Origin of the sequence: Nostoc sp., assembly GCF_036917815.1 — a bacterium.
Taxonomy (GTDB): Bacteria; Cyanobacteriota; Cyanobacteriia; order Cyanobacteriales; family Nostocaceae; genus Nostoc.
This window is the reverse complement of record NZ_JBALEK010000100.1, coordinates 1-21,100: the sequence shown is the minus strand read 5'-3', so window position 1 is coordinate 21,100 and position 21,100 is coordinate 1. Positions and strand designations below refer to the sequence as shown.

Below are 21,100 nucleotides of genomic sequence, written 5' to 3'. Positions count from 1 at the left end.
GGGTCAAGTAACAGTCAGACTTGACTCAGGTAGTATTAAAGCCTGCTTCCCTAGAACATACTTTGCAGATGAGAAGCAGGTAAAGTTAGCAACTGGGATTACAGTCACTAAAGGATGGGAGAGTAAGGCTAGACATATTTTGCACACTATTAGCAAGTGACCTAAAAGATTCGGCATCTCCTTCTAGTTTTTTAATCCATGTAGAAATAAGTGAATTTACACCCATCCATCTAGCCATTAGTACTAAACCTAATATAGTGAGAATCATTCCCAAGCCAACCCCTGCTGATTGTGTCAATATTTGGTAAACTATTTTAGATTCAGTATCAGGGGATAGATTAATATAATTAATTTGCTTAGGAACTTGAGATTTTTCTATTTGTTGATTCATTTTATTATGATAATTTTATAAATTTACTATATACCAGAAGAAATTACATTATCTAGCGATACTTTAGTAAAGTTACTGAATGCAAAATAATAATTAATTGCTAAAGTCTAATTAAATACAAAAAGGGTTACATTTTTGTAACCCTGTTTTTTTTATTAGGGAATAAACAATAAAGATGACTACTACCAAATCAAATGGAGAAATCAAATTAGCTTTAATATGTTTAGGAATATCTCTAAGCATATTATGGGTAGGAACAACATTACCTAAAAAAGAAAGTGCAGAAGGTTTAACTATATGTAACTCATCTAATGGAGATAGAGGATACATATCAGGAATAGTAACTTCAGTAGAAAAAGTAAACGGAAAGCTTAATGTAAGTATTACAGAAGGTACTGAAGGATGTGAAGGATTACTAATAGCTAGTCCAGATAAATCAGGTAAACTACTTCCTGGCAGTAGAATCAAAGCTAAAGTAAATGTAGTTCAACAAGGTATGTACCAACTAATAGGAGATGTATCAGTTGATCCTACTGTAGTAAACACAGAGGGTAATACTGAAAAACCTGTTAAGTTAGAAGTCATGATTAGGGTACATCCTGAATTTGCTGAAGTAGATAAATATGCAATATTTCCTATCAATGTAAAAGGAGAAATACTTAACTTAAAAATAGATAAAAAGAAAGCAGCAGAAATTAGATATAACGAGCCACTATTTGTTTACTACTATGAATCCACTCATGTAGTAACTGGATTTGAATACCATTAAACAAATAAATGATAAAACTAAACAAATTAACATTACCTAAACTATATAGTTCATACTGTCAACTACATAAAAAGTGGGGAATAGTAGTAATTCTCCCTTATAGCGGATCTAGAGACCCAGAAGAAGATAAAAAAGCAATTGAGTTTAACTTACCACAACATAAAAAATATTGGGAAACTACAACTGATGTAATGATAGATGCCCTTGTTTATACAGAAGTCTTATTTACCACAGATACAGAAGAAGAAATGTGGAACATTTATACTCAAATCCGTGGAAAAGATGGGCTACCAAATGATCCTTCACCAGGAGAATGTTACGCTTACACTTGTTCTCCTGAAGGAATAATTCTCACAGAAAATACTTAACTAAAACTAACTGGAACCTACAATGTTATTACTTGGAATCTTACTTGGTGCTCCTTTAGGAATATTACTAGGATTAGTACCTTCCTTCAACTCAGGATTTGTATTAATATTCGCTTCAACATTAGGAGATCCCTATTTAGGAGTAGGACTAATACTAGGAATAGATGCTACTTCATCTATAATGAAATATCTTAGTATGCTTAATTCTTCCTTAGAAGAAATAGATGAGAATAGATTATATAAAAGTGATCATAGCTTAATTCTAACTGCCTTAGTATCGGGTATAACTGGTAAATTTATCGGCTCAGTAGTAGGTATAAGCTTACTAATATTCCTGCAAGGGAGTGCTTTAAAGCTAGATGGAATGGGTAGAGGATTATCATTATTCCTAATTTTATTAGTATGGACAATGCTACTAACGAAAGCTAAAGATAGTAAGCTAGGAATAATTAGCCTAATTGCCTCAGGATTATTAGCAATCCTAGCTACAAATCTACCGATTAATCAACCTATGTTTGTATTAACTTCTTGTTTATTTTCTTCATCTATTCTAAAATTAAGTATAGAAAAGCAATCAAGAATTAAAAATCCAAACATTACCTCTTTCCATACTGGAGTAGAGATAGCATCAGGATTCTTTGCTGGTACATTATCAGCAGTACTATGGGGTTTACCTACATCAGTAGTCTGTAAAGCTATAGAAGAAGATGAAGATAAACCTTATACAATTGTAAGTAGAAAAGCTTTTGCAGATTCAATATCATCTGCCTTAGGATTAACCATTCTATTAGCTATTAAAGGTAGTAGATCAGCAGTAGCACAAAACATAAGTAACGCTCATATTGACTTCAATGACTTAGAAAGTGTAGGAATTATATTAACTTCCTTTTCACTTTCTCTAATAGGTTACTTAATGTTTAACAAATTAATGGAGTTATATGTAGCAGCATATAACATAACCCCAAACTCATTTAATAAAGTGATAGTAGGATTTACAATTATCACCCTACTTTATTTAAGTAATGGATGGTGTATTCCTTTAATAGGAGCTAGTTTGTTACTAAATAAATTAATAAAACTAGCAAATGCTCCTAAAGAAATTAACTTAGGGGCTATTAGTATACTCCCATTAATAGCATTATTTTAATCCTGCAATAAAAGGTATCTAATTTAGATACCTTTTATAAGAATTTAATTAAATTCCTAACTCTGTAGTTCTAATAAAGTCTTCATAAAGATAATTCAGCGATCGCTCATACTTTACCAAAGCCAGCACCCCAATTTTCCCTTTCAGGGACGCTTTGACTTATTCGCCCACCACTGATTTACAAACGCTATATCTGAGTGTAATTGTGCATAACCCTGGTAAAAAACCTGTAACAGTAGATATATCAGACATCTGATGAAATTAAATATGCTTTACCTAGAACCCTTGTAGAGACGTAGCATTGCTAAGTCTCTACATTCTGATGTGTGTACAGGGTAGCAAAGGGCGCGGGGTTCTTGGGATTCAACAATTAAAAGCGATAGTTGCGATCGCGCACCCACATACTAACTGGTACTGCCTTACCCTGTGGATCTACTTTCGCCTTCACCACAATGGGGGGTACTTGTCCTCTGCGGGCGCGTTGGGCTTGCAAGTCGTTCCGAATCTGCTGCCGTTGGTTTTCTGGGATGTAATATGTTTCTAAGCCGTAGTTAACAGAGCCATCTTGATAAACACCTTTTAAGGCTACTTGGTTGGCTCTTAGAGTTGTGGGGCGATCGCTACTAACCCGTAATGATCTCCAAGCTCTAGGAACACCGCCACCATAGGATAATTGCTCTTGCAAAGTTACGTAGATGTTGGTTCCTTCAGGCAATCTTCTGCCACTTCCACGACCTTTGCTGACTAATGTTTGCCAACCAGGTAGTCTACTTAAATTTGAGGTACGGGATATGTTGTAATCTAAGGCTAAGGTGTTACCTTCTAGCACATTGTTAGGTTCTACAGGTACGGTTTGCAAAATCACCGTCTTACCTGTCACATCCGTATAAACGGCTTGAGCTGGTACTGCCATAATTAACCCTGTTTGCAGCGCCAGGGGAACTATTAACCGCCAAAAAGGTAAAGGCTTATTCGATTTTTGTTCAGTAGCAATCAAGTAATCCCGAAAAGTCACCTTACTAGAAAATTCGGCTTCAGGAGACAAGGGTTTATTTTTAGATTCAGAAGAGGTATTAGTCATGAACGTAGTCCTAAAAAGCAGAGGTCTTGAAGAGGTCCAAAGTAACGAGATTAGGACTGACGCAGAGAAACTTTAAAAACTTTAACGCACAGAGATTTTCAGTTAGGAGTTAGGAGTCATTCAATTTTAGATTTGGGATTTTGGATTGAAGAAAAAATCTAAAATTTAAGTGAACTTTTCCTGAATTCTGACTCCTGACTTCTGAATTCTGAATTTGCACTACTTCTTATTTGTAGAGCTAGAACCACCAGGTAGGCGGCGTTCAAACCAGAGTCCAGCGCTAATTAATGCCGAACCGCACAAGATAAAGACCAGCGACTTAAAAAGTAAGTCGGTATCGTACTCTTGCACGCGACTGATAATTTGCAGTGTTACTAACAGCATACCGCCCCAAAAGGAACTTCTGTTGCTTAATTTCAATCCTTCTTGAATTAGTCCCCAGGCTAATGTTGCAAGAAGTACATTGAAAATGAAAATGCCAAGTTCATCAATCCGGCTGATAGTTTGATGCCAAAAAGGTACTATTGCAATAAAGGCAAGAAAAGTACTAATGACAGCAGTCGTGAAAATTACTTCGCGGCGCGGAGGGTTATTTCTTTGGCGCAGTAGAAACAACCATTGCAATACCGCCAAGCCGCTAAGAATCCCCAAATCGATGATTGGCAGAGACTCGAATAAGTTCCTCAATGTCGTTGGCTGATTATAAGCATAATCAGGAGATTCCCAAACCCAACGAAAAGACAGAACATAAAAGACAACGCCGAAGCTGACCAACGCTAAATTACGGGCTAGGTATTGAAACAACCTGTAATTTATGGTTGGGAACAGCAAGTCATCATAACTCCAGAATAATGCAGATGGCAGTGCAAAAGCAAAAGATGCCACCCAAGGGGCTATATCAGCATAATTCAGCAGTGGCAGAGGATTAAGGTTGGCTTGTAAGGAACTAGCAAAAACAAAGGCTGCTAGACCAAAAATCCAACGCGATCGACAGAAGTAGGCTAAGGGTACAAACACCAGCCATGCCAACAAAGGCAAATGCTGCACCACTAGACGCGACCAAGTTAACTCACCTGAAGAGTACCATAAGTCTTCTAGCCCAGTCCAGTAGCCGATTTCCACCAGAACAATTGATAGAATTCCTAAAGAATTTAAGGATAAACAGAAGGCCATCACCACAACACCCAACCCCCAAGCGAGAAACAATTGGGAAGCTGAACCAGCAATATTGAACATCTGGGCCATCAGCAGTAAATTTGCACCGAAAATGAAGGCGCTTAAAATTAGCAACCCTTCTCCCAGTAAGCGTTTGCTTTGTTGTGGCTTCTTGCCTTCAGGTTCTCTCCAGGTGTAAAATCCAATGATGGCGATCGCAAAAAACAAACTCATCATCAAAATAAATTTGACTTCTCGCGATCCTCCCTGCCAGTTTCCTGATACAAATGTAATTATGCCTAAGCATAAAACTATGCTGCCTACACCGATCGCGATCGCTTTATTGCGATCGCGTGCAGCAGCTTCCAGGTTTTTAAATTGATAACGTTCTGCTATCTGTTCATACAGCGAAGAACTAATTAATCCTTCATCCCTCCATAATTGTGCTTCTTTGCGTAATTTGTGCGGAAAATTATCTAAGATCATGACCTTCTCCGGTGCAGTGGGGTAGCTTGGCCATTGCGATCCCAATGGCGGTCATTGTATTTTGAGTATGAAGCCAAAAGCCTTAATTACATTGTTCTTGTGTAACAGTTTTATTTTGATTCTGATACAACATACTAATTCCTAATTCGTAATTACTAATTCATCTTGATTTCCACATAATTTTTAATTGGTCTTGTATATATTTACATGGAAAAACCTTCTAATTTATTACTTAAAGTCTCGCGGCGTTTGTTCACTAATCTAGATGAGCAAGAAAAATTTATTGAGGCTTTAATGAATCCTCACCCTTTTTCACCCAGTATTCTTTGGTGTCAAGAAAAGCCAGAGATTTCGCCCTTGGCGGTAGAAACACCAACCTCTTGGCAACCACAATTTATAGACCGCTTATCTCTGGGAGAAAAACCCGGTAAGCATCCCTTGCATGAAAAAGGATATTTCTATTGTTTAGACTTTTCTTCGGTGTTTGCAGCTACTACTTTGTTAGCTCTTCCTCAGTCAGTGCGTTTAGTTTTTGATATGTGTGCTGCACCAGGAGGTAAAAGTATCTTCGCTTGGAAAGCTTTACAACCAGACTTACTCATTAGCAATGAAGTAATTGGTAAACGTCTGGGAATGCTAATTTCTAATTTGAAGCGTTGCCAGATCAGCCCTAATGCAGTAGTTAATCGAGATTCGAGTATATTTGCCCAAATCTTTTCTGACTCTAGCAATCTAGTAATAGTAGATGCTCCTTGTACTGGACAATCTTTACTTGCTAAAGGTGAAAAAGCACCCGGATGTTTTCACCCAACGGCTATTAATAAGAGTGCCAATCGACAAAAGCGTATTATAGCTAACTCTGCTAAAATTGTTTCACCACAAGGCTATCTTGCTTATATGACTTGCACATATTCACCCGAAGAAAATGAGCAAGTTTGTGAATGGTTTTTGGAACGATTCCCACATTTTAAAGCGATAGAAATTAGTAATCTAGCTAAATATCAATCCGATTTAACTACAATGCCTTGTTATCGGATGTTCCCTCAAGATCGGTTAGGTGCTGGTGCATTTACAGTCTTGTTTAAAAATACTAGTGAGGATGAATATGAGCCTAAAGAAGTAGATATAAATACAATATCTTCGCTGTATATCTACCAAAATATGAAAGAGTCAAGTTAGGAGTGGCACTAAGTTAACATACAGTCCTTACCCTGACTGCTTCCCAGCCTGGAGGCAGGGCTGTTTCATTCGTTCAGATCAGAATTTTGTCAAGAGTATCAACCAGAAAATTTAGTGAGTTGGTAATCGAAAAATTACTGTTTCAATCGGTAAATTTAAGTGCGATCGCCTGGTTTTTGACCCAATTAGAGTGTTTAAAAACCTGATTTTTTTGACTGATACGCTTGTAAATTAAGGTCTTTTGGGGAATGAATCAGCCCTGCAGCCTGGAGGGGGGCTGCCGCCTCCTCTTTCTTGACCAGAGGCAGCAGCCCCTCAGAATCCGTTCCCAGCCTGTAGGCTGGGAACGAGGCTACACAAGCCTTTAGGCTTTTCTTAGTGCATTCAGTCAAGTTAGTTATACAGCAGATTTCAACTTGTCTTTTAACTTTGAATAATTAACTCTATATACGTAAAAAAACGTTTTTTAACCTATTTATAACCTTAAATTAACCAAAACTTATCCGGTATCAGCGCTAGACTTTCTGAAGTAGACATTATACAAAAAAGCTAGTCAGTACAGGAGACAAATTACATGAGTCGAAAAATCAGCAAAGTGTTTAAACAGTCTGGGGTAATTCCTTATAGAGTGAACAATGGTAAAATTGAAATCTTGCTAATCACGACCCGTAACTTTCAACACTGGGTGATTCCGAAAGGAGATATTCCTAATGGCATGAGTTCGCCTGATTCAGCAGCTAAAGAGGCGTGGGAAGAAGCAGGAGTAATTGGGCAGGTAGACGTGAATGAACTGGGCACTTACAAGTACCGCAAACAAGGCAAAAGTTACAGCGTCAAGATGTATTTGTTACCAGTTGAGATGCTGAGTGAAGATTATCCAGAAGCAAATCAAAGAAAACGGCAATGGGTAGAAGTGACTGAAGCTATCAGGTGGGTTAAGTTTAATTCACTCAAACAAATGCTTAAAGGTTTTTTCCAGGTAGAATCTAACTTTTGTGGATTTCGATGTGAAGTAAGTAGGCAAGAATAAATCAAACTATGTTACGCAATATAATATTAATTAAATTAGCTCTTCGTAGGGGTTTCAGCACTTACTACAAAGCTTGAATTATTCACGTCTACTTATACAATGTCCGCCAAATTACCCATAGTAAGGAGTTTGTAGTGGGGACTTAAGTCCCCAAAGCCAGGATTAAAGTCCTGACTATAAACGTTTTTTATTCAGCTTGATTAACCGAATATGATGTTACTTAAATCCAGAGTAAAGCTACCCAAGTTTTTATACCGACAATTCCATCGGCTTGCAATTTCTTAGATGTTTGGAAACTAACAATTGCATCCTTAACTGACTCAGAAAATTGTCCATCAATGGCATTAGTATATAATCCAATATCTTTTAATTGCTGTTGTAATTGTTTGACTCTTAACCCAGAATCTCCTAGCTGCAAACCATTAAATCTACTCAAATCGGCTCTGCCACTAACACCAGCTACACCAGATATATCACCTGCAAATTGATGGATTAGGTATTGCCCCTGCCAAGCCCCAGGAATACTTGGGTTCTGGGTTCCGTAGTGGGCAATCCATAAGGGATAACTCGCAAAATCAGATGGATTGCCAATTTCTGCCCAGAAACTGGGGAAAGTATAAATGATTGGTTTAATTGGTTTTTTGGTTTGTTGTAAAAGGGCTTTTTCTACCTCTGCTAACCACAGTTTGGCTGCATTAATTACACCTTGGCTATTTCCTTTGTCAGTTACCTCTACATCCAGAACTGGTGGCAGGTCTCCTGGTTCTAATTTACCCAGCGTTTTTAAGAATTCTTTCGCTTGCTGAACCGGGTCAGATGTATGGGGGTGAAAGAAATGATAAGCACCCCGAATAATACCAACACTTTTCATGGTCTGCCAGTGATGAGGAAAAGCAGAATCTTTAATACTAACTCCTTCTGTAGCTTTGACAAACGCAAAAGTTTTACCAGAGTTTTTTACTGTCGTCCAATCTACTCTGCCGTCTTGATCTGCAACATCAATTCCTTGCATATAATCTTCTAACCTTTTTGAATAGTAGAATCCTGAACTTATCAGAGGCTCTGATTAAATTTATGCTTTTTCTGGGTATTTGAGTAAATTACAGAAATTTCTTAGGGTTGAGTGTCAACAGCTCGTACTGGAGTCACTCTAACTTTGCCTGTACAAGGCTTGATTTCTTCTGTAAGGGTAAAGTGCTGGTAAGTATTGGGAGGCGTGATTTCAATCTTACTCGATATCTGGCAGTGTTCCTGTGGGGAAGTAACATGGTTATATGCTATCTGAAATGAGGCTTGTTTTCCAGGAGCGAGAGTTACTTCTTGTCGAGGTTGCTTACTCGAAAAATAAGTGTCCTTGGACCGAATAACTTTAATCCCCTGCAAAGGTTGATCTTTTGCATCCAGTAGTGCCAATCCCGGATAACCTTTGAGGGTGCAAGGGGATGAGCCGTTATTGGTGAAGGCGTAGGTAAGTGCAACATTGCCAACGCCAGCATCTTGGGAGACTCGGCGCACTGATAATTGACTAGTTTCACAGCGCGTCGGATTTGTGGCAGTAGTAGCTTCAGGGGTAGAATTCTCTGTAGTTTTGCCAGTCGGTGTAGGTGTTGAGGACAACACAGCTTCTTTTGTCGGCTGTTCTGTGCTTACTGGCAAGGCTTGCGGCTGTTTTGTAACAGAGGAAGAACCGACACATCCAGTTGTTACCATAGTCAGGAGCAACAACATACTGCTTTCCACAATTAGAATTCGCATATCTTCTTTTTTTGTAGTGAACTACTTACACTGATGCTTCATATACAGTATAAGTTTCCAAACTCAGAAGGGTTAGCATTGCTGTGTATATACCATTGCCAGTTTGAATGATGCTATCTTGACTGCTGTTATATTTGATGGAGCTAATCTCTACAGGGCGGCGATTGGTGGTACTGCCAAATTCATAAAAACTGACTTCAGGGGAGCCAAAAATTTCCCTCCTCTTGGAGAAGGTGTTTTGGTGTATCAAACTTTTAGAGAAGATGGAAGTTTCTTCAAAGGACCTAATTGGATTGAGTGAGGTACAAGAACCCCACCCCCAACCCCCTCCCCGCTCTTCGAGAGGGGGCTATGATGTACCTTATATGATTGGGAAAGGCTATAGAAATCTAAATATTCAACCGAATTTAATATTATCTGTTGCTTCAATCAAAGCACTGCAAATTCCTGGTTCACTCATCGAATGCCCGGCATCAGGAACCACTATAAATTCGGCTTCTGGCCAAGCGCGATGTAATTCCCAAGCTGATATCATTGGGCAGACTACATCATAGCGCCCCTGAACAATTACAGCCGGAATATGGCGGATACGGTGTACATTTACGAGTAATTGATCTTCTGTTTCCAAAAATCCCTTATTCATAAAGTAATGGCATTCAATACGTGCGAAAGCTGAAGCAAATTCACTCTCGCCAAACTTTTGCATGAGTTCTGGGTCTAAGAAAAGTCTACTTGTACTACCTTCCCAAATCGACCAAGCACGCGCTGCTGTTAATTGAATTTCTAAGTCTGGACTGGTCAATTGCTTGTAATATGCTGCGATCAGATCATCACGTTCATCTATGGGAATTGGTTTAAGATATTCTTCCCAAGCATCAGGAAAAATATAGCTAGCACCCTCTTGGTAAAACCAGCGCAACTCTTTTTGCCTCAGCATGAAGATCCCACGCAGAATTAGCCCCGTGCATCTAGAGGGATGGGTTTGACTGTAGGCTAATGATAAAGTGCTACCCCAACTACCACCGAAGACCGCCCACTTTTCTATACCTAAATGTTGGCGCAGTTTTTCGATATCACTGACTAAATCCCAAGTGGTATTTTCTCGTAATTCAGCATGGGGCGTACTTTGACCACAACCACGCTGGTCAAACATCACTAACCGCCATTTTTCCGGGTGGAAATATTGCCGATAAAAAGCTGGACATCCACCACCAGGTCCCCCATGCAGCAAAACGATGGGTTGACCTTGCGGGTTCCCTGACTCTTCAAAATGAATCGTATGAAGGTTGGAAACCTGTAAACTACCTTCTAAGTAAGGCTTGATCGCTGGATAAAGTTCTCGCATTTTGCATATTTTATCAGTAATGTTTTGAAATACTCACGCCCGCTGAAGCCTCGGTGATTCTTGACGCTTCAACGGATTCTGCTACCAAGGTAGTCTGACAATTCCTCTGCGTCCGTTTAGAGTCGTGGCGATTCCCCATCCCGACTTGTTCTATATTTTTGGCTGCGTTCCCATCCCTATCGTGTTCTGCATTACAACTTAAGCAAAGTATTGAACGAATAGACAGATCAAGCTTGCCCCATTTAAACCCGTAGCTAGAGCAAATCTGGCTTGTGGGTTCCCACCTACTAATGACTCGAAATATTCTGCTAAACTTTTCAGATTTAGCCTCATATAGCGTTCTAAATTCTCTCCAACCTTGCTGACTAATTGCTCGTGAAAGTTTACGATTTCTGACCAGTCCAGACACCTTCAAATCTTCTAGTACAATAGTTTCATTTTCTCTAACAATTTTGGTAGATAGCTTATGCAAGAAGTCTTTACGAGTATCTGCTTTTTTACTATGCAGCTTTGCGATTTGAATTCGAGTTTTATTCCTACGTTTTGAATCTTTGGGTTGACGTGCTAGCTTTTTCTGAAGTTTGCGATTTGCAAGTCGTTATTGCTTGGTAACTTTTCCGACTGTTTACAGATTGCCAAGGCATCATTCCAAATTACAGGAACACAACCAAACAACTGAGCTAAAAGCTGTCGTTGTTGGTCTGTCGGATAGAAACGGAATTGATATCTGGCTTTCATGAATGTCGTTTACGTGTTATATATGAGTATACCAATAGAAAGTGCTTAATGCAATGACTTTCCAGAAAAAACATAAGCTCGGATTTACCAGTAGTAATCCCTTGGATGATGAGCCTATTTGCTTTAAGGGACGGATTGGACAAAAACAGGCACTTAAGGATATTCCTGATTGGCAGAACAAGCTTAGGGATTATGTTGATGAATTAATCAATAAAAAGCCGTCCTAGAAGGACGGGGCTTGTATCCCATTAATTTCGGTCATGGCGATCGCTTGCATAAATCAAATCAACCCGATACCTATGATACAACCCTCCAACGGTCTTCCACCTAAACGGCGATCGCCTCAGCTAAGAATCATCACAGCATTAAAAACTTGGGCTGCTACTCCCGATGGTATCTCAACGATTCTGCTAGCTAAGATGGCATTCAAAATGGCGATCGCATCGGCAGTTTCTTTTGAAGTTGCTCAGGCGTTGCGATGGGAATATCCTTTTTACGCAGCGATCGCCGCCATCATCGTTATGTCATCTACTCATGGCAGCACTTTGTTACTCAGTATTCAGCGAATAATTGGCACCGTCATTGGTGCTATAGGTGGAGCCATGTTTGCGGTTGCACTGGGTAGCAATTTCTGGTCACTGGGAATCAGTGTATTTTTGACCATCTTTCTGACTTCTTATTGGAAATTCAATGAGGCGGCAAAATTGGCGGGGTATGTGTCATTGATTGTCATATCGAATCACAGCCAATCTCCTTGGCTGTATGCTTGGGGTCGTTTTCTCGAAACCCTCTTGGGTATTGGTGTGGCACTATTGGTAAACAACTTGATTTTTCCTGCCTCTGCTGGAGTAGAACTGAGGCGTTGTTTGTCGCAAACGTTAACTGATTTAGAGCAGTTTTATCAGTTGGTTGTGGACTCTGCCTTTACAGGAAACTACGATCGCCAGCGTGTGGATGAGTTAAAAGCCAGTATCATTAGTTCATTTATCAAGGCGCGATCGCTATGGCAAGAAGTCAGGCGGGGACAGACAAATGAACCGCCAGAAAAACGGGTAAATGAAGCCTGGGAGTTTCTCATCCGCCGGATTTGGGAACACATCTTGACAATGGAACATACCGTACTTGCCAGACAGCAAGATACTTTCTGGCAAATTCTTTCACCTGAAATTACCCAATTAGCACAAGAAACTCAGGGTGCAATGCTCACCCTCGCAACCGCAGTCAAATCGCACCAGCCTAGTTTATCTTTGTCAAGAATGGAAGTTGCACTTACTAATGCTACAGAGCGATTAAATCGGCTGGAAGAAATTAAGCAGCAAGATTACCCAATGGATGAGCTACTCCGATTTTTCACATTCTTCTACACGATGGAAGAAGTGGGCAGAAAACTGCAAAAAATGGCAGGTACGCTGAGTGAACTACCCACACTGATAGTAAATTCAAGATAAGTAATCAAGTGAAAAAGGTGACAGTCTGCTTAGGAAGGAAACATGAGAAGATATCCAAAATTTTATTTACCGAAGAAAGGCAGAGGGCAGAAGGAAGAAAATATAATTTTTGCCCTCTGCTAAAAGGGTTTAGAGCAAGTAAATTTATTTATGAAAAAAAGAAAAAATATGTATTTCGAGACGCGCAGCGCATCGCGTTTCGCATCTCCCTTTGGGAGAAGAAATACTACGTCCCTATTGAATCCCCTAAATTTATTTATGGGGTTTCCCTTCTGCCTTCTCAAACTCGTCCGTAATACTCATCAATCATTACCGAGGTTCAGCTTGAGTTGCAACTGTTAATACTTGCGGTGGACTGGCATCCGGTGGATAGAGAAAGTCTACTTCTACTAAAGAGCGATCGCCTGCTTTTATATTTAATAAAACTAACGGCTCCCCTAATTGACCTCTCTTTTGCACTAGATGCACAAACTCCGTTTGCGGCTGATCTTGAGCATCTTTGTAACGTACCCGCACCGTTCCCCGAAAGAATACTTGAGGGGCTGGTGTACTCAAAAAGCGTAACCCTGGTTTTCCCAATTGCTCTTCCTTTAGTGGCGTTTGTATAGACACACTAACAGTTTGAGGACTTTGAGTATTGTTGTATAGCGGCAACTTGAGACTATATTGAATTCCATAGTTGCCATGAGCGCGATATGCGGTGTCAGGATAGCGCACCAGCATAGCAGCACTTTGAATTTGACCAGTTCCTAAGGTACCGCCATGTAAGGTACTCAGAGCGTAGGAAAACATTTGACCAGGCTGGGGAATAGTTAGATACCTAGCTTGAGGATTATCTACTAATAAAGCTCTCCATCGTGAACCACCAGCCACTCCAGCAACACGCCCATAAATTATCGGCTTACCAGTTTCTTCTAAGGGAGTGGGCGCTTTATCCCGCGGCCCAGCCAAATCACCATTATCTAGTAAATTCTGCCACTCTTCTAAAGTAGGCGATCGCTCACTGCCATCAGGATTCACCCGTGCAAACATGGCTAGGCTAGCTGCGTAGACAGTACCATTACTTTGCAGTCGGATCAATGTAGACCGACCATTCAGGGGTGGTGTCAATCCCTGCACCGGAATTGGTAAATTTAGTAACATCCGACTTTTCCCTGGTGGAATCGCAATTGTGGCAGGGAAAATCTCTTGTCGCACTCCCCGAAGCACATCAGACATGACGCGATCGCCAGGACCGGCAAAAACTTTACCTAAAAGATTTTGGCTCAAGGATGGTAACTGAATAAATGGTGCATCCGGTTGACTCAAATAACTCGCCGCCTGCAAAATATTTACCTTCACTACTTCTGAACCAGGGTTATGCAAAATTATTCCTAAATAGAGCGATGTCTCCGACGGGCTACGCCTACGCGAATTCTCTGCTGGTTCAGCTTTAGTAATATGGTGAGCAAAAATATCAAATCGTCCCCGAAAGGGAAAATTTAGATGCGCCGTGGGGACTTTTTTCCCATCTGGTGGAAAAGTGGAGAGTAAAATTCCTTCTTTCAACACCAATTCTGGACTATTGCTGTTAAATGTTGGCACTGTATCCAATTGACCTGGTAAAGGTCGTACTTCTTGTGGTTGTACAACTTCTTCAGGTGGTGGCGTAGCAGAAGTTAATTGAGCGATAGGAAAAATTAGTAACAATGGCAACATATACTTAGATATTTCTTTCACCATACAGACATTAACAACTTGATGAAAGTGCCAGTTTGTTAATAATTAATACAAAATCGGCAAGAATCCCCATCAAATTTTCTTGATTGAGAACCGGAACATGGACAAAAATACAACGCGCCCTGAGTTGATTTTGGCTTAAGTAGTCCAACACTGAATAGTAAAGACTCTCACAGACAAATTTACCGCAGTCGTGGCTAATCTCAATTGCTGCGGCTCCCGCCACTAATTTTTCTAAATCAACTTCTGTCTGCAAAATACTTTCTCCACGGCTAGCAACAGCTTCCACACTTAATTTTGTCCGGCTTGCAGCCTGGCCACAACAGATGATGTAATCAGGTTGGATTGCATTGATTTGTTCAATTACCTGAGTAGTGGCAAGTTGCACATCTACGGGTAACAGGCGTAAAAAACTTAAGTCATGGGGTATCAGATTAACTTTGGTAACTTGAAGTAATAAATCATCAGAAGAATTCGACTGTTGATCTTTTAGCCAAATATCAAAAGAAGTTAATAGAATTCTTTTCTTCATAACAAATATTATTTAGAATAGAAAAACCCTCCATAATAATTTTACAAGGAGCAGGTAAATGCCAGTGATTGCGGTCGTAGATTACGAGATGGGAAATTTGCACTCAGTCTGTAAAGGCTTAGAAAAAGCTGGGGCAACTTCTAATGTTACCTATTCTCCAAAGGAATTAGAGCAGGCAGATGCAATAGTCCTACCGGGAGTGGGAGCATTTGATCCAGCAGTGCAACACCTGCGAGCGCGTGGTTTGGAACAACCGATTAAAGAAGCGATCGCATCTGGTAAACCTTTCTTAGGAATTTGTTTAGGATTGCAAATTCTTTTTGAATCAAGTGCAGAAGGTACTCAACCAGGACTAGGAATTATCAAAGGAAAAGTGCGGCGGTTTCGTCCAGAAACTGACATCACTATTCCTCATACGGGTTGGAATCAGCTGGAAGTGACTCAACCAAAAAGTATTTTGTGGGAGCATTTACCGTCCGATCCTTGGGTGTATTTTGTCCATTCCTATTATGTTGACCCAATAGACCCGCTAATCCGTGCAGCAACCGTCACCCACGGTACTCAAACCGTCACAGCTGCGATCGCCTATGAAAACCTGATGGCAGTGCAATTTCACCCGGAAAAATCCTCTAATATCGGATTGCAAATCTTGTCTAATTTCGTTGCTCAAGTCCGCGAAAAAATTCCTGCCTAATAGTATTTTTGTCATTTCTTCTTTGTCTTTTGCCTAAAACTAATAACCAATGACCAATGACTAATGACCAATGACTAATAACCAATGAGCCTGAGAATTTACGGCAATCGCCAGCTAAAAACTTTACCAGGGAAAGAAACTAGACCCACAAGTGCGCGGGTAAGAGAGGCAGTATTTAATATTTGGCAAGGAGAAATTGCAGATTGTCGCTGGCTAGATTTATGCGCCGGTACAGGTTCAATGGGTGCAGAGGCTTTGTGTAGAGGAGCCAGCCTAGTAGCAGGAATTGAACAATCGAGCCGAGCCTGTGTCACCATCCAACAAAATTGGCAGCAGATAGCTAATGCCCAGCAAGAATTTCGGGTATTACGGGGAGATATTACCCAGCAGTTAAAGATTTTAGTAGGCAAGCAATTCGATAGAATTTACTTCGATCCACCTTATGCCAGTGGATTGTACCAGTCAGTATTAGAAGCGATCGCTCACCATCAACTTTTAGATCCGAGCGGCGAAATTGCAGTTGAACACGCCTCACAAGGTTGGACACCGCCAGAGATTCCAGGTTGGGAAATTTGCCGCCAGAAAGTTTACGGCAACACATCACTTACTTTCTACAGAATTCTGAGTCAGGAATTAGGGGCAGATAAAGGAGATGAGAAACAATGTAACTCCTAACTCCTAACTCCTAACTCAGCACTCCCTCATCCTCCCAACTGGTTGGGGCGCTTGTATTGCTTATAGGCAGCATAAAACAGTCCGGCGAGGGTGACGAAAACTAGACCAAGGACAATACCTGATAGCAGGGGTTCAACCACTGGAAATCTCCTTTTTGTAATGATTAAATATTCGTTGCTTGTTTTTGATTTTACCAAATTTCGGATGAATCCTGCGGCCTACAGCCTTTTAAAAGGCGATCGCCCACAAAAAAATAGTCTTCTGTGCTTGCAGACACAATCAAGAACTTTTAAGCTATGTGTAGGAAATGAAAAATTTTTAGCACACCTAGACTTTCACCGCAAACCTTTTGGATAACCAGATTACCAAACCGGAAATTTTGATTCAGCGAATCGTTTTATTGATGCTGGCCATACTGCTAGCAATCCCTTTGGGCTTTTTTGGTGTTCAGTTGGTTCAAGCCTCCGATCCTTATGTCAAGAGTGTTCTATCCTTAACAGGAAACCCAGTTCAAGGACACGCGATCTTTCAAATTAATTGTGCTGGTTGTCATGGCTTAGAAGCAGACGGGCGAGTGGGGCCTAGTTTGCAAGCTGTTTCAAAGCACAAATCTCAGTATGGACTGATTCATCAAGTGATCAGTGGTGAAACACCGCCAATGCCAAAATTCCAACCTAGTCCCCAAGAAATGGCGGATCTTTTGAACTATTTAGAGTCGTTATAGACCTGAGAATTATTTGCGTAGGATCTTTGATTAAAACTCATATAGACTGTATATTTTAAAGTATCTTAGCAAGTAACTATTTAACTATTGCAAAAGTGATGTTAGCATACCTAACTCGGTAGGATTAAGGTAAAAGCTCCTAGTAAATGGGCTACGGTATAGCTTCTTTAACAGACTAGATATTCTTGAGATGCCCGAAACCTAATGACTGAAGCGATCCAAATCGGTAATCGTACAATCACAGCTAGTGAACTGATTTCCTTACTGGCAAGTTACCAAATGCTGCCACAGTTGCAGCGCGAATTGATCATTGATCAGGCGATAGAGCAAAACTCAGGCTCCGCCAAGATAGCAATCGAGTATACACCTGAGGAAGTAGCCCAAGCTAAACAGCAGTTTTACGCTGAAAAACAGTTCAAAAATGAAGAAGACATCCAGACTTGGATGGCACATCAAGGGCTGACTGCCGATCAACTAGAAGTTATTACTACTCGTAAGCTGAGAATTGAAAAATTCAAGCAAGCAACTTGGGGTAATAAACTGGAGTCTTACTTTTTTCAGTCTAAAACAAAACTGGACAAAGTAATTTATTCCCTACTGCGAACCCAGGATGTGGGAATTTCCCAAGAACTCTACTTCCGAATTCAGGCAAAAGAAAACTCTTTTGCTGACTTGGCAGGGGAATACTCACTCGGGCCAGAAGCCCAAACTGGCGGCTTGGTAGGTCCGATTGAACTGAATGCACTACATCCGGTAATGGTGCAAATGCTCTCTAGCAGTCAACCAGGTCAGATATTGCCCCCTACCCGCATCGCTGAATGGTTTGTGATTTTGCGGCTGGAAAAATTTATTCCAGCACAACTGGATGAATTTATGAAAGTGCGCCTGCTGAATGAACTCTTTGAAACCTGGCTACAAGAACAGCAAAAGCAAATTATGTCTGCACCACAAGAGGAAGAGGGCACCGGACGAGAGGGAGGGGGCGATAAACCTTTAACCTAAGTATGGGATGTGACTCCCATACTTGCCTTCAAAACCGAAGCTAGCGATCGCTCTATTAGTGTTCCAGGCTAGACGAGCGATCGCTTTTGGTATGCGTAAACAGCTTTTGTTGCATACGCATCAATATGTCCAAAAAGATTATCTGATGCATACGCATCAATGTCAACTATTTAGGATGGGTTACGTTAGGTTAAAGATTCGAGAGCTAGCTGAAGAGAGAGGTTGGACACTAAAAGATGTTGCTGATCGCTCAGGAGTCAACTACAACACTGTTAGAAGTTATGTCCAGCGTGGTACTCTCAACACCGTTGACCTATCTGCTGTATTTAAAATAGCCCGTGCATTTGAAGTGACTTTAGAACAATTGGTGGAACTTTTGGAAGAGTAGGCGATCGCACTTGACAATCAATCACTACAAATTCTCCAATAACTCTTCGACTGAAACACCTGCCTGATTCAAAATACTTTTGAGTGTTCCAACTGCTATAGTCTTCTTGTGGAGCGGGACAACACAACCTATTTCAATGAGATTCTGATTTTCATCAAATATTTGCTTTTTTAAAACTATATGACTTCCCCGTTGTCTAATTTGGACAAACCCTAAGCGTTCCAAAGCACGAATAACTTCAGCAGCAGGTACTCGTGGTAGCTTAGGCACTTATCACCTCAAAGGTAGTTAACAAACGGGGAGTTGTTTTTGGAAGCGGAAATTCTTCTAGGTAAAGTTCGGTTGCTTCTTTGAGATTAGCAATAGCCTTTTCAATTGTTTCTCCTTGGCTAGCCGTTCCCGCTTCTGGACACTCAGCTACGTAGACATCTTCTTCCCAATACACAATAGCCGTAAATGTGCGAGTCATAACCAATGATTTATTCATACTACTTCCGTTCATATTATTGAGCGATCGCCTAAAAGTCATCAAGCCAATTATAGCGATCGCTCTATTTTTAATCCCTGTGGTTACTGAGCGCAGCCGAAGTATGCAATTGAGCCTGAACCGGAGAGTCAAACACAATCACATGACTGACATTCAGCATTAATTGTCGCAAAATCAGTAAGTAACCATCTGCATCTTGTCGCCGACGAAATCTAGCAACTACTATCCTTTGCATATTCGGTAGCTGCCGAATCACACACCAAGGGTGGGTATTTGATTTTGGCTGAGACATTGATATCATAGAACAATCCTTCCCATCAAGTGGGATGTGTTAGGAATAGCGATCGCTCTGTTAGTTTTCCAGGCTGGACGAGCGATCGCTTTTGATTTGTGTCACTTTTAGGTGGGATTCCACCTTTTGATTATTAAAGGGTGGAATCCCGCCTTTGTCAAGATAAAAAATGGGGCTAGTCAGACTAAAGATTCGAGAACTTGCAAAAGCAAAAGGGTGGACTATCAAAGAAGTCGCAGATCGTGCGGGCGTAAACTACAACACAGTTAAAAGTTATGCCCGACATCCTGGGATGAGTATGGTAGATTTGACTGCTGTTCAGAAAATCGCCTGTGCTTTTGAGGTGACGATTGAAGAATTGATGGATGTGGTGGAAGAGTAGGCGATCGCCTCAGCTAGTAAATTCACCTTACCGTGTGAGATTTGCCCCACACCAAAAAAAGATAAAATAAAACCAAGTCTACACAAACAATCAATGACTCTGGGATGAAGACCTTAGCAAAATGGACAGTGGACGACTATCATCGCATGATAGCAGCCGGAATCTTAAGTAATCGCCATGTCGAGTTACTCGCCGGGGAAATTGTCGAAATGACACCAGAAACCCCAATACACTACAACACCGCAAAGCGAAGCGCGAAATACCTAGAAAATTTATTAGCAGGGAAAGCAGATGTTCGCTTTAATGGTCCGATAACCCTACAAAATTCAGAACCTGAACCAGATATCGCTATTGTTAGACCACAAGATTCTGTATATAATAACTGTCATCCTGAACCAGAAGATATCTTTTGGCTAATAGAAGTTGCTAAAACGAGCCAAAAAAAAGACTTAGAACTCAAAACAAAAATCTACGCGACTGCTCTTATACAAGAGTATTGGGTGATAGATTTATCTAGCAAGCAAGTGACCGTATTTCGCCAACCCCAAAATGGTCAATATTTTATTCAACAGGTTATCAGTGAAGGAGTAATTTCGCCCTTAGCATTTCCAGATATCCAGATATCTATCGAGCAACTTTTAAATTAAGCTAAATTTAATAAAAATTATTTCCATAATTATTTTTACTGACCTTCTTCCCACTCCTTACCACCAGGTAACTCTCTCAATATTTCATCAATAGCACCAGGCAAAGATTTTTGAGAATTGGTATAAGTCAAATCTAAAAAAGCCTTTGCTACTTCCAATATTTGGGATTTATCCACAATAGCTAAGAGTCGTTTAGATGTATACAACCCATTTAAAATTTCAGCAGATGCTGGCTTAATTGCCGCATCAAAAGCAGGATATAGCAAATCATCCCACTCACCTGGCTTCACATAATGAGAAGTCTTGTTATCCTGTAAATTTAAATCTTGAATTTCTAAAATTGAACCTGAAATAGAAGCAACCCAAGAATTAGTTAATCTTTGTTCCACCTGATTTTTAATCAAATGAATAATCAGTCTGATGAGGAAACTCCTAATATTTCGGATATAGCTCTTTCGACTCATCAACTCCAACTCATCAACAATTAGCAAAGCATCCTCATAACGTCCATCAAGAATAGACTTCCTTAAATCCCAAAGTTCTTGAGTCATAAATTCATAGCGATTAATCTAATACTAAATTCAGCATAAACAAAAACCCCCTAGCTGTGATGGGAGCTAGAGGGTTTTAGTTTGTAATTAATAAACCTGGCATCGAGCTATTTTT

At 40.3% G+C, this 21,100-nt stretch carries 30 protein-coding genes and 2 pseudogenes; 17 read left to right on the top strand and 15 right to left on the bottom strand.

What is annotated here, in order from left to right:
• Positions 1-85: 85 nt before the first annotated feature.
• Entirely contained in the window at positions 86-391 is a 306-nt protein-coding gene (locus V7K97_RS29885) for a hypothetical protein (protein ID WP_334804598.1), read from the bottom strand.
• A gap of 175 nt (positions 392-566) precedes the next feature.
• Between V7K97_RS29885 and V7K97_RS29880 the strand changes: the two genes are divergently transcribed.
• The 4 genes and pseudogenes from V7K97_RS29880 to V7K97_RS29865 all read left to right on the top strand — a co-directional run.
• Entirely contained in the window at positions 567-1,160 is a 594-nt protein-coding gene (locus V7K97_RS29880) for a hypothetical protein (RefSeq protein WP_334804597.1), read from the top strand.
• Positions 1,161-1,168: 8 nt separating this feature from the next.
• The gene (locus tag V7K97_RS29875) at positions 1,169-1,528 is read left to right on the top strand and encodes a hypothetical protein (protein WP_334804596.1); all 360 of its coding nucleotides are present in this window, start codon (positions 1,169-1,171) and stop codon (positions 1,526-1,528) included.
• A 22-nt stretch (positions 1,529-1,550) separates the two neighbouring features.
• Positions 1,551-2,675 (top strand): hypothetical protein, encoded by a 1,125-nt coding sequence (locus tag V7K97_RS29870; RefSeq protein ID WP_334804594.1) that lies wholly within the window; start codon positions 1,551-1,553, stop codon positions 2,673-2,675.
• Positions 2,676-2,801: 126 nt separating this feature from the next.
• A pseudogene (locus V7K97_RS29865) lies at positions 2,802-2,919 on the top strand (DUF3370 family protein); the annotation flags it as partial.
• Between the two features lie 126 nt (positions 2,920-3,045).
• On the opposite strand, the gene V7K97_RS29860 reads toward V7K97_RS29865, so the two are convergent.
• Together V7K97_RS29860 and V7K97_RS29855 are read right to left on the bottom strand one after the other, a co-directional pair.
• Positions 3,046-3,756, bottom strand: a complete 711-nt coding sequence (locus tag V7K97_RS29860; RefSeq protein ID WP_334804593.1) for a GDYXXLXY domain-containing protein — start codon at positions 3,754-3,756, stop codon at positions 3,046-3,048.
• Between the two features lie 219 nt (positions 3,757-3,975).
• A complete protein-coding gene (locus tag V7K97_RS29855; RefSeq protein WP_334804591.1) occupies positions 3,976-5,397 on the bottom strand; it encodes a DUF2157 domain-containing protein in 1,422 nt (473 codons plus the stop codon).
• Positions 5,398-5,604: 207 nt separating this feature from the next.
• On the opposite strand from V7K97_RS29855, the gene V7K97_RS29850 reads away from it, so the two are divergent.
• Both V7K97_RS29850 and V7K97_RS29845 read left to right on the top strand, forming a co-directional pair.
• Complete coding sequence (locus V7K97_RS29850; protein ID WP_334804590.1) at positions 5,605-6,576, top strand: RsmB/NOP family class I SAM-dependent RNA methyltransferase; 972 nt, start codon at positions 5,605-5,607, stop codon at positions 6,574-6,576.
• 574 nt (positions 6,577-7,150) lie between these two features.
• Positions 7,151-7,606 carry an NUDIX hydrolase gene (locus V7K97_RS29845; RefSeq protein WP_334804589.1) on the top strand — a complete coding sequence of 152 codons (456 nt, stop codon included), beginning with the start codon at positions 7,151-7,153 and terminating at the stop codon, positions 7,604-7,606.
• 220 nt (positions 7,607-7,826) lie between these two features.
• On the opposite strand, the gene V7K97_RS29840 is transcribed toward V7K97_RS29845, so the two are convergent.
• Both V7K97_RS29840 and V7K97_RS29835 read right to left on the bottom strand, forming a co-directional pair.
• Complete coding sequence (locus V7K97_RS29840) at positions 7,827-8,618, bottom strand: GH25 family lysozyme (protein WP_334804588.1); 792 nt, start codon at positions 8,616-8,618, stop codon at positions 7,827-7,829.
• Between the two features lie 101 nt (positions 8,619-8,719).
• Positions 8,720-9,361 carry a DUF4232 domain-containing protein gene (locus V7K97_RS29835; protein WP_334804587.1) on the bottom strand — a complete coding sequence of 214 codons (642 nt, stop codon included), beginning with the start codon at positions 9,359-9,361 and terminating at the stop codon, positions 8,720-8,722.
• A 103-nt stretch (positions 9,362-9,464) separates the two neighbouring features.
• Between V7K97_RS29835 and V7K97_RS29830 the strand changes: the two genes are divergently transcribed.
• Positions 9,465-9,662: a hypothetical protein gene (locus V7K97_RS29830; protein WP_334804586.1), complete on the top strand. Its 198-nt coding sequence runs from the start codon at positions 9,465-9,467 to the stop codon at positions 9,660-9,662.
• 96 nt (positions 9,663-9,758) lie between these two features.
• Here V7K97_RS29830 and pip read toward each other — a convergent pair whose 3' ends face one another.
• The 3 genes and pseudogenes from pip to V7K97_RS29815 all read right to left on the bottom strand — a co-directional run bounded on the left by pip (position 9,759) and on the right by V7K97_RS29815 (position 11,444).
• Entirely contained in the window at positions 9,759-10,706 is a 948-nt protein-coding gene (gene pip, locus V7K97_RS29825; protein ID WP_334804585.1) for a prolyl aminopeptidase, read from the bottom strand.
• A 13-nt stretch (positions 10,707-10,719) separates the two neighbouring features.
• A pseudogene (locus V7K97_RS29820) lies at positions 10,720-11,238 on the bottom strand (RNA-guided endonuclease InsQ/TnpB family protein); the annotation flags it as partial.
• Between the two features lie 32 nt (positions 11,239-11,270).
• Positions 11,271-11,444 carry a helix-turn-helix domain-containing protein gene (locus V7K97_RS29815; RefSeq protein ID WP_334804584.1) on the bottom strand — a complete coding sequence of 58 codons (174 nt, stop codon included), beginning with the start codon at positions 11,442-11,444 and terminating at the stop codon, positions 11,271-11,273.
• A gap of 41 nt (positions 11,445-11,485) precedes the next feature.
• On the opposite strand from V7K97_RS29815, the gene V7K97_RS29810 reads away from it, so the two are divergent.
• From V7K97_RS29810 to V7K97_RS29800, 3 genes are all read left to right on the top strand, one after another.
• Positions 11,486-11,671: a hypothetical protein gene (locus V7K97_RS29810; protein WP_334804583.1), complete on the top strand. Its 186-nt coding sequence runs from the start codon at positions 11,486-11,488 to the stop codon at positions 11,669-11,671.
• Positions 11,672-11,743: 72 nt separating this feature from the next.
• Positions 11,744-12,892, top strand: a complete 1,149-nt coding sequence (locus tag V7K97_RS29805; RefSeq protein WP_334804582.1) for an FUSC family protein — start codon at positions 11,744-11,746, stop codon at positions 12,890-12,892.
• A gap of 8 nt (positions 12,893-12,900) precedes the next feature.
• Positions 12,901-13,188, top strand: a complete 288-nt coding sequence (locus tag V7K97_RS29800) for a hypothetical protein (protein ID WP_334804581.1) — start codon at positions 12,901-12,903, stop codon at positions 13,186-13,188.
• A 13-nt stretch (positions 13,189-13,201) separates the two neighbouring features.
• Here V7K97_RS29800 and V7K97_RS29795 read toward each other — a convergent pair whose 3' ends face one another.
• On the bottom strand, positions 13,202-14,590 hold the full coding sequence (locus tag V7K97_RS29795; protein WP_334804580.1) for a DUF3370 domain-containing protein: 1,389 nt from the start codon (positions 14,588-14,590) through the stop codon (positions 13,202-13,204).
• A gap of 31 nt (positions 14,591-14,621) precedes the next feature.
• Positions 14,622-15,143, bottom strand: a complete 522-nt coding sequence (locus V7K97_RS29790; protein ID WP_334804578.1) for a pyroglutamyl-peptidase I family protein — start codon at positions 15,141-15,143, stop codon at positions 14,622-14,624.
• A gap of 58 nt (positions 15,144-15,201) precedes the next feature.
• On the opposite strand from V7K97_RS29790, the gene hisH reads away from it, so the two are divergent.
• Together hisH and rsmD are read left to right on the top strand one after the other, a co-directional pair.
• Positions 15,202-15,837: an imidazole glycerol phosphate synthase subunit HisH gene (hisH, locus tag V7K97_RS29785; protein WP_334804577.1), complete on the top strand. Its 636-nt coding sequence runs from the start codon at positions 15,202-15,204 to the stop codon at positions 15,835-15,837.
• An 84-nt stretch (positions 15,838-15,921) separates the two neighbouring features.
• Complete coding sequence (rsmD, locus tag V7K97_RS29780; protein WP_334804575.1) at positions 15,922-16,512, top strand: 16S rRNA (guanine(966)-N(2))-methyltransferase RsmD; 591 nt, start codon at positions 15,922-15,924, stop codon at positions 16,510-16,512.
• Between the two features lie 26 nt (positions 16,513-16,538).
• Here rsmD and petG read toward each other — a convergent pair whose 3' ends face one another.
• Positions 16,539-16,652 carry a cytochrome b6-f complex subunit V gene (gene petG / locus V7K97_RS29775; protein ID WP_063721252.1) on the bottom strand — a complete coding sequence of 38 codons (114 nt, stop codon included), beginning with the start codon at positions 16,650-16,652 and terminating at the stop codon, positions 16,539-16,541.
• A gap of 209 nt (positions 16,653-16,861) precedes the next feature.
• Here petG and V7K97_RS29770 point away from each other — a divergent pair, with 209 nt between their 5' ends.
• From V7K97_RS29770 to V7K97_RS32200, 3 genes are all read left to right on the top strand, one after another.
• Positions 16,862-17,236, top strand: coding sequence for a cytochrome c (locus V7K97_RS29770; protein WP_334804574.1), 375 nt, complete (start codon positions 16,862-16,864; stop codon positions 17,234-17,236).
• A gap of 204 nt (positions 17,237-17,440) precedes the next feature.
• The gene (locus V7K97_RS29765; RefSeq protein ID WP_334804573.1) at positions 17,441-18,238 is read left to right on the top strand and encodes a peptidylprolyl isomerase; all 798 of its coding nucleotides are present in this window, start codon (positions 17,441-17,443) and stop codon (positions 18,236-18,238) included.
• 22 nt (positions 18,239-18,260) lie between these two features.
• Positions 18,261-18,626, top strand: a complete 366-nt coding sequence (locus V7K97_RS32200; protein ID WP_442936880.1) for a helix-turn-helix domain-containing protein — start codon at positions 18,261-18,263, stop codon at positions 18,624-18,626.
• A gap of 24 nt (positions 18,627-18,650) precedes the next feature.
• Here the strand turns inward: V7K97_RS32200 and V7K97_RS29755 are convergent, their stop codons facing one another.
• The 3 genes from V7K97_RS29755 to V7K97_RS29745 all read right to left on the bottom strand — a co-directional run bounded on the left by V7K97_RS29755 (position 18,651) and on the right by V7K97_RS29745 (position 19,414).
• Complete coding sequence (locus V7K97_RS29755; protein ID WP_334804572.1) at positions 18,651-18,896, bottom strand: type II toxin-antitoxin system HicA family toxin; 246 nt, start codon at positions 18,894-18,896, stop codon at positions 18,651-18,653.
• The gene (locus V7K97_RS29750) at positions 18,889-19,113 is read right to left on the bottom strand and encodes a type II toxin-antitoxin system HicB family antitoxin (RefSeq protein ID WP_334804571.1); all 225 of its coding nucleotides are present in this window, start codon (positions 19,111-19,113) and stop codon (positions 18,889-18,891) included. Before V7K97_RS29750 ends, V7K97_RS29755 begins: the two co-directional genes overlap by 8 nt.
• Before the next feature lie 70 nt (positions 19,114-19,183).
• Positions 19,184-19,414: a hypothetical protein gene (locus V7K97_RS29745; protein ID WP_334804570.1), complete on the bottom strand. Its 231-nt coding sequence runs from the start codon at positions 19,412-19,414 to the stop codon at positions 19,184-19,186.
• A 160-nt stretch (positions 19,415-19,574) separates the two neighbouring features.
• On the opposite strand from V7K97_RS29745, the gene V7K97_RS29740 reads away from it, so the two are divergent.
• Entirely contained in the window at positions 19,575-19,787 is a 213-nt protein-coding gene (locus V7K97_RS29740; protein WP_334804569.1) for a helix-turn-helix domain-containing protein, read from the top strand.
• Between the two features lie 104 nt (positions 19,788-19,891).
• Positions 19,892-20,434: a Uma2 family endonuclease gene (locus tag V7K97_RS29735; protein ID WP_334804568.1), complete on the top strand. Its 543-nt coding sequence runs from the start codon at positions 19,892-19,894 to the stop codon at positions 20,432-20,434.
• 35 nt (positions 20,435-20,469) lie between these two features.
• On the opposite strand, the gene V7K97_RS29730 is transcribed toward V7K97_RS29735, so the two are convergent.
• A complete protein-coding gene (locus V7K97_RS29730; RefSeq protein ID WP_118171668.1) occupies positions 20,470-20,985 on the bottom strand; it encodes a DUF29 family protein in 516 nt (171 codons plus the stop codon).
• Between the last annotated feature and the right edge of the window lie 115 nt (positions 20,986-21,100).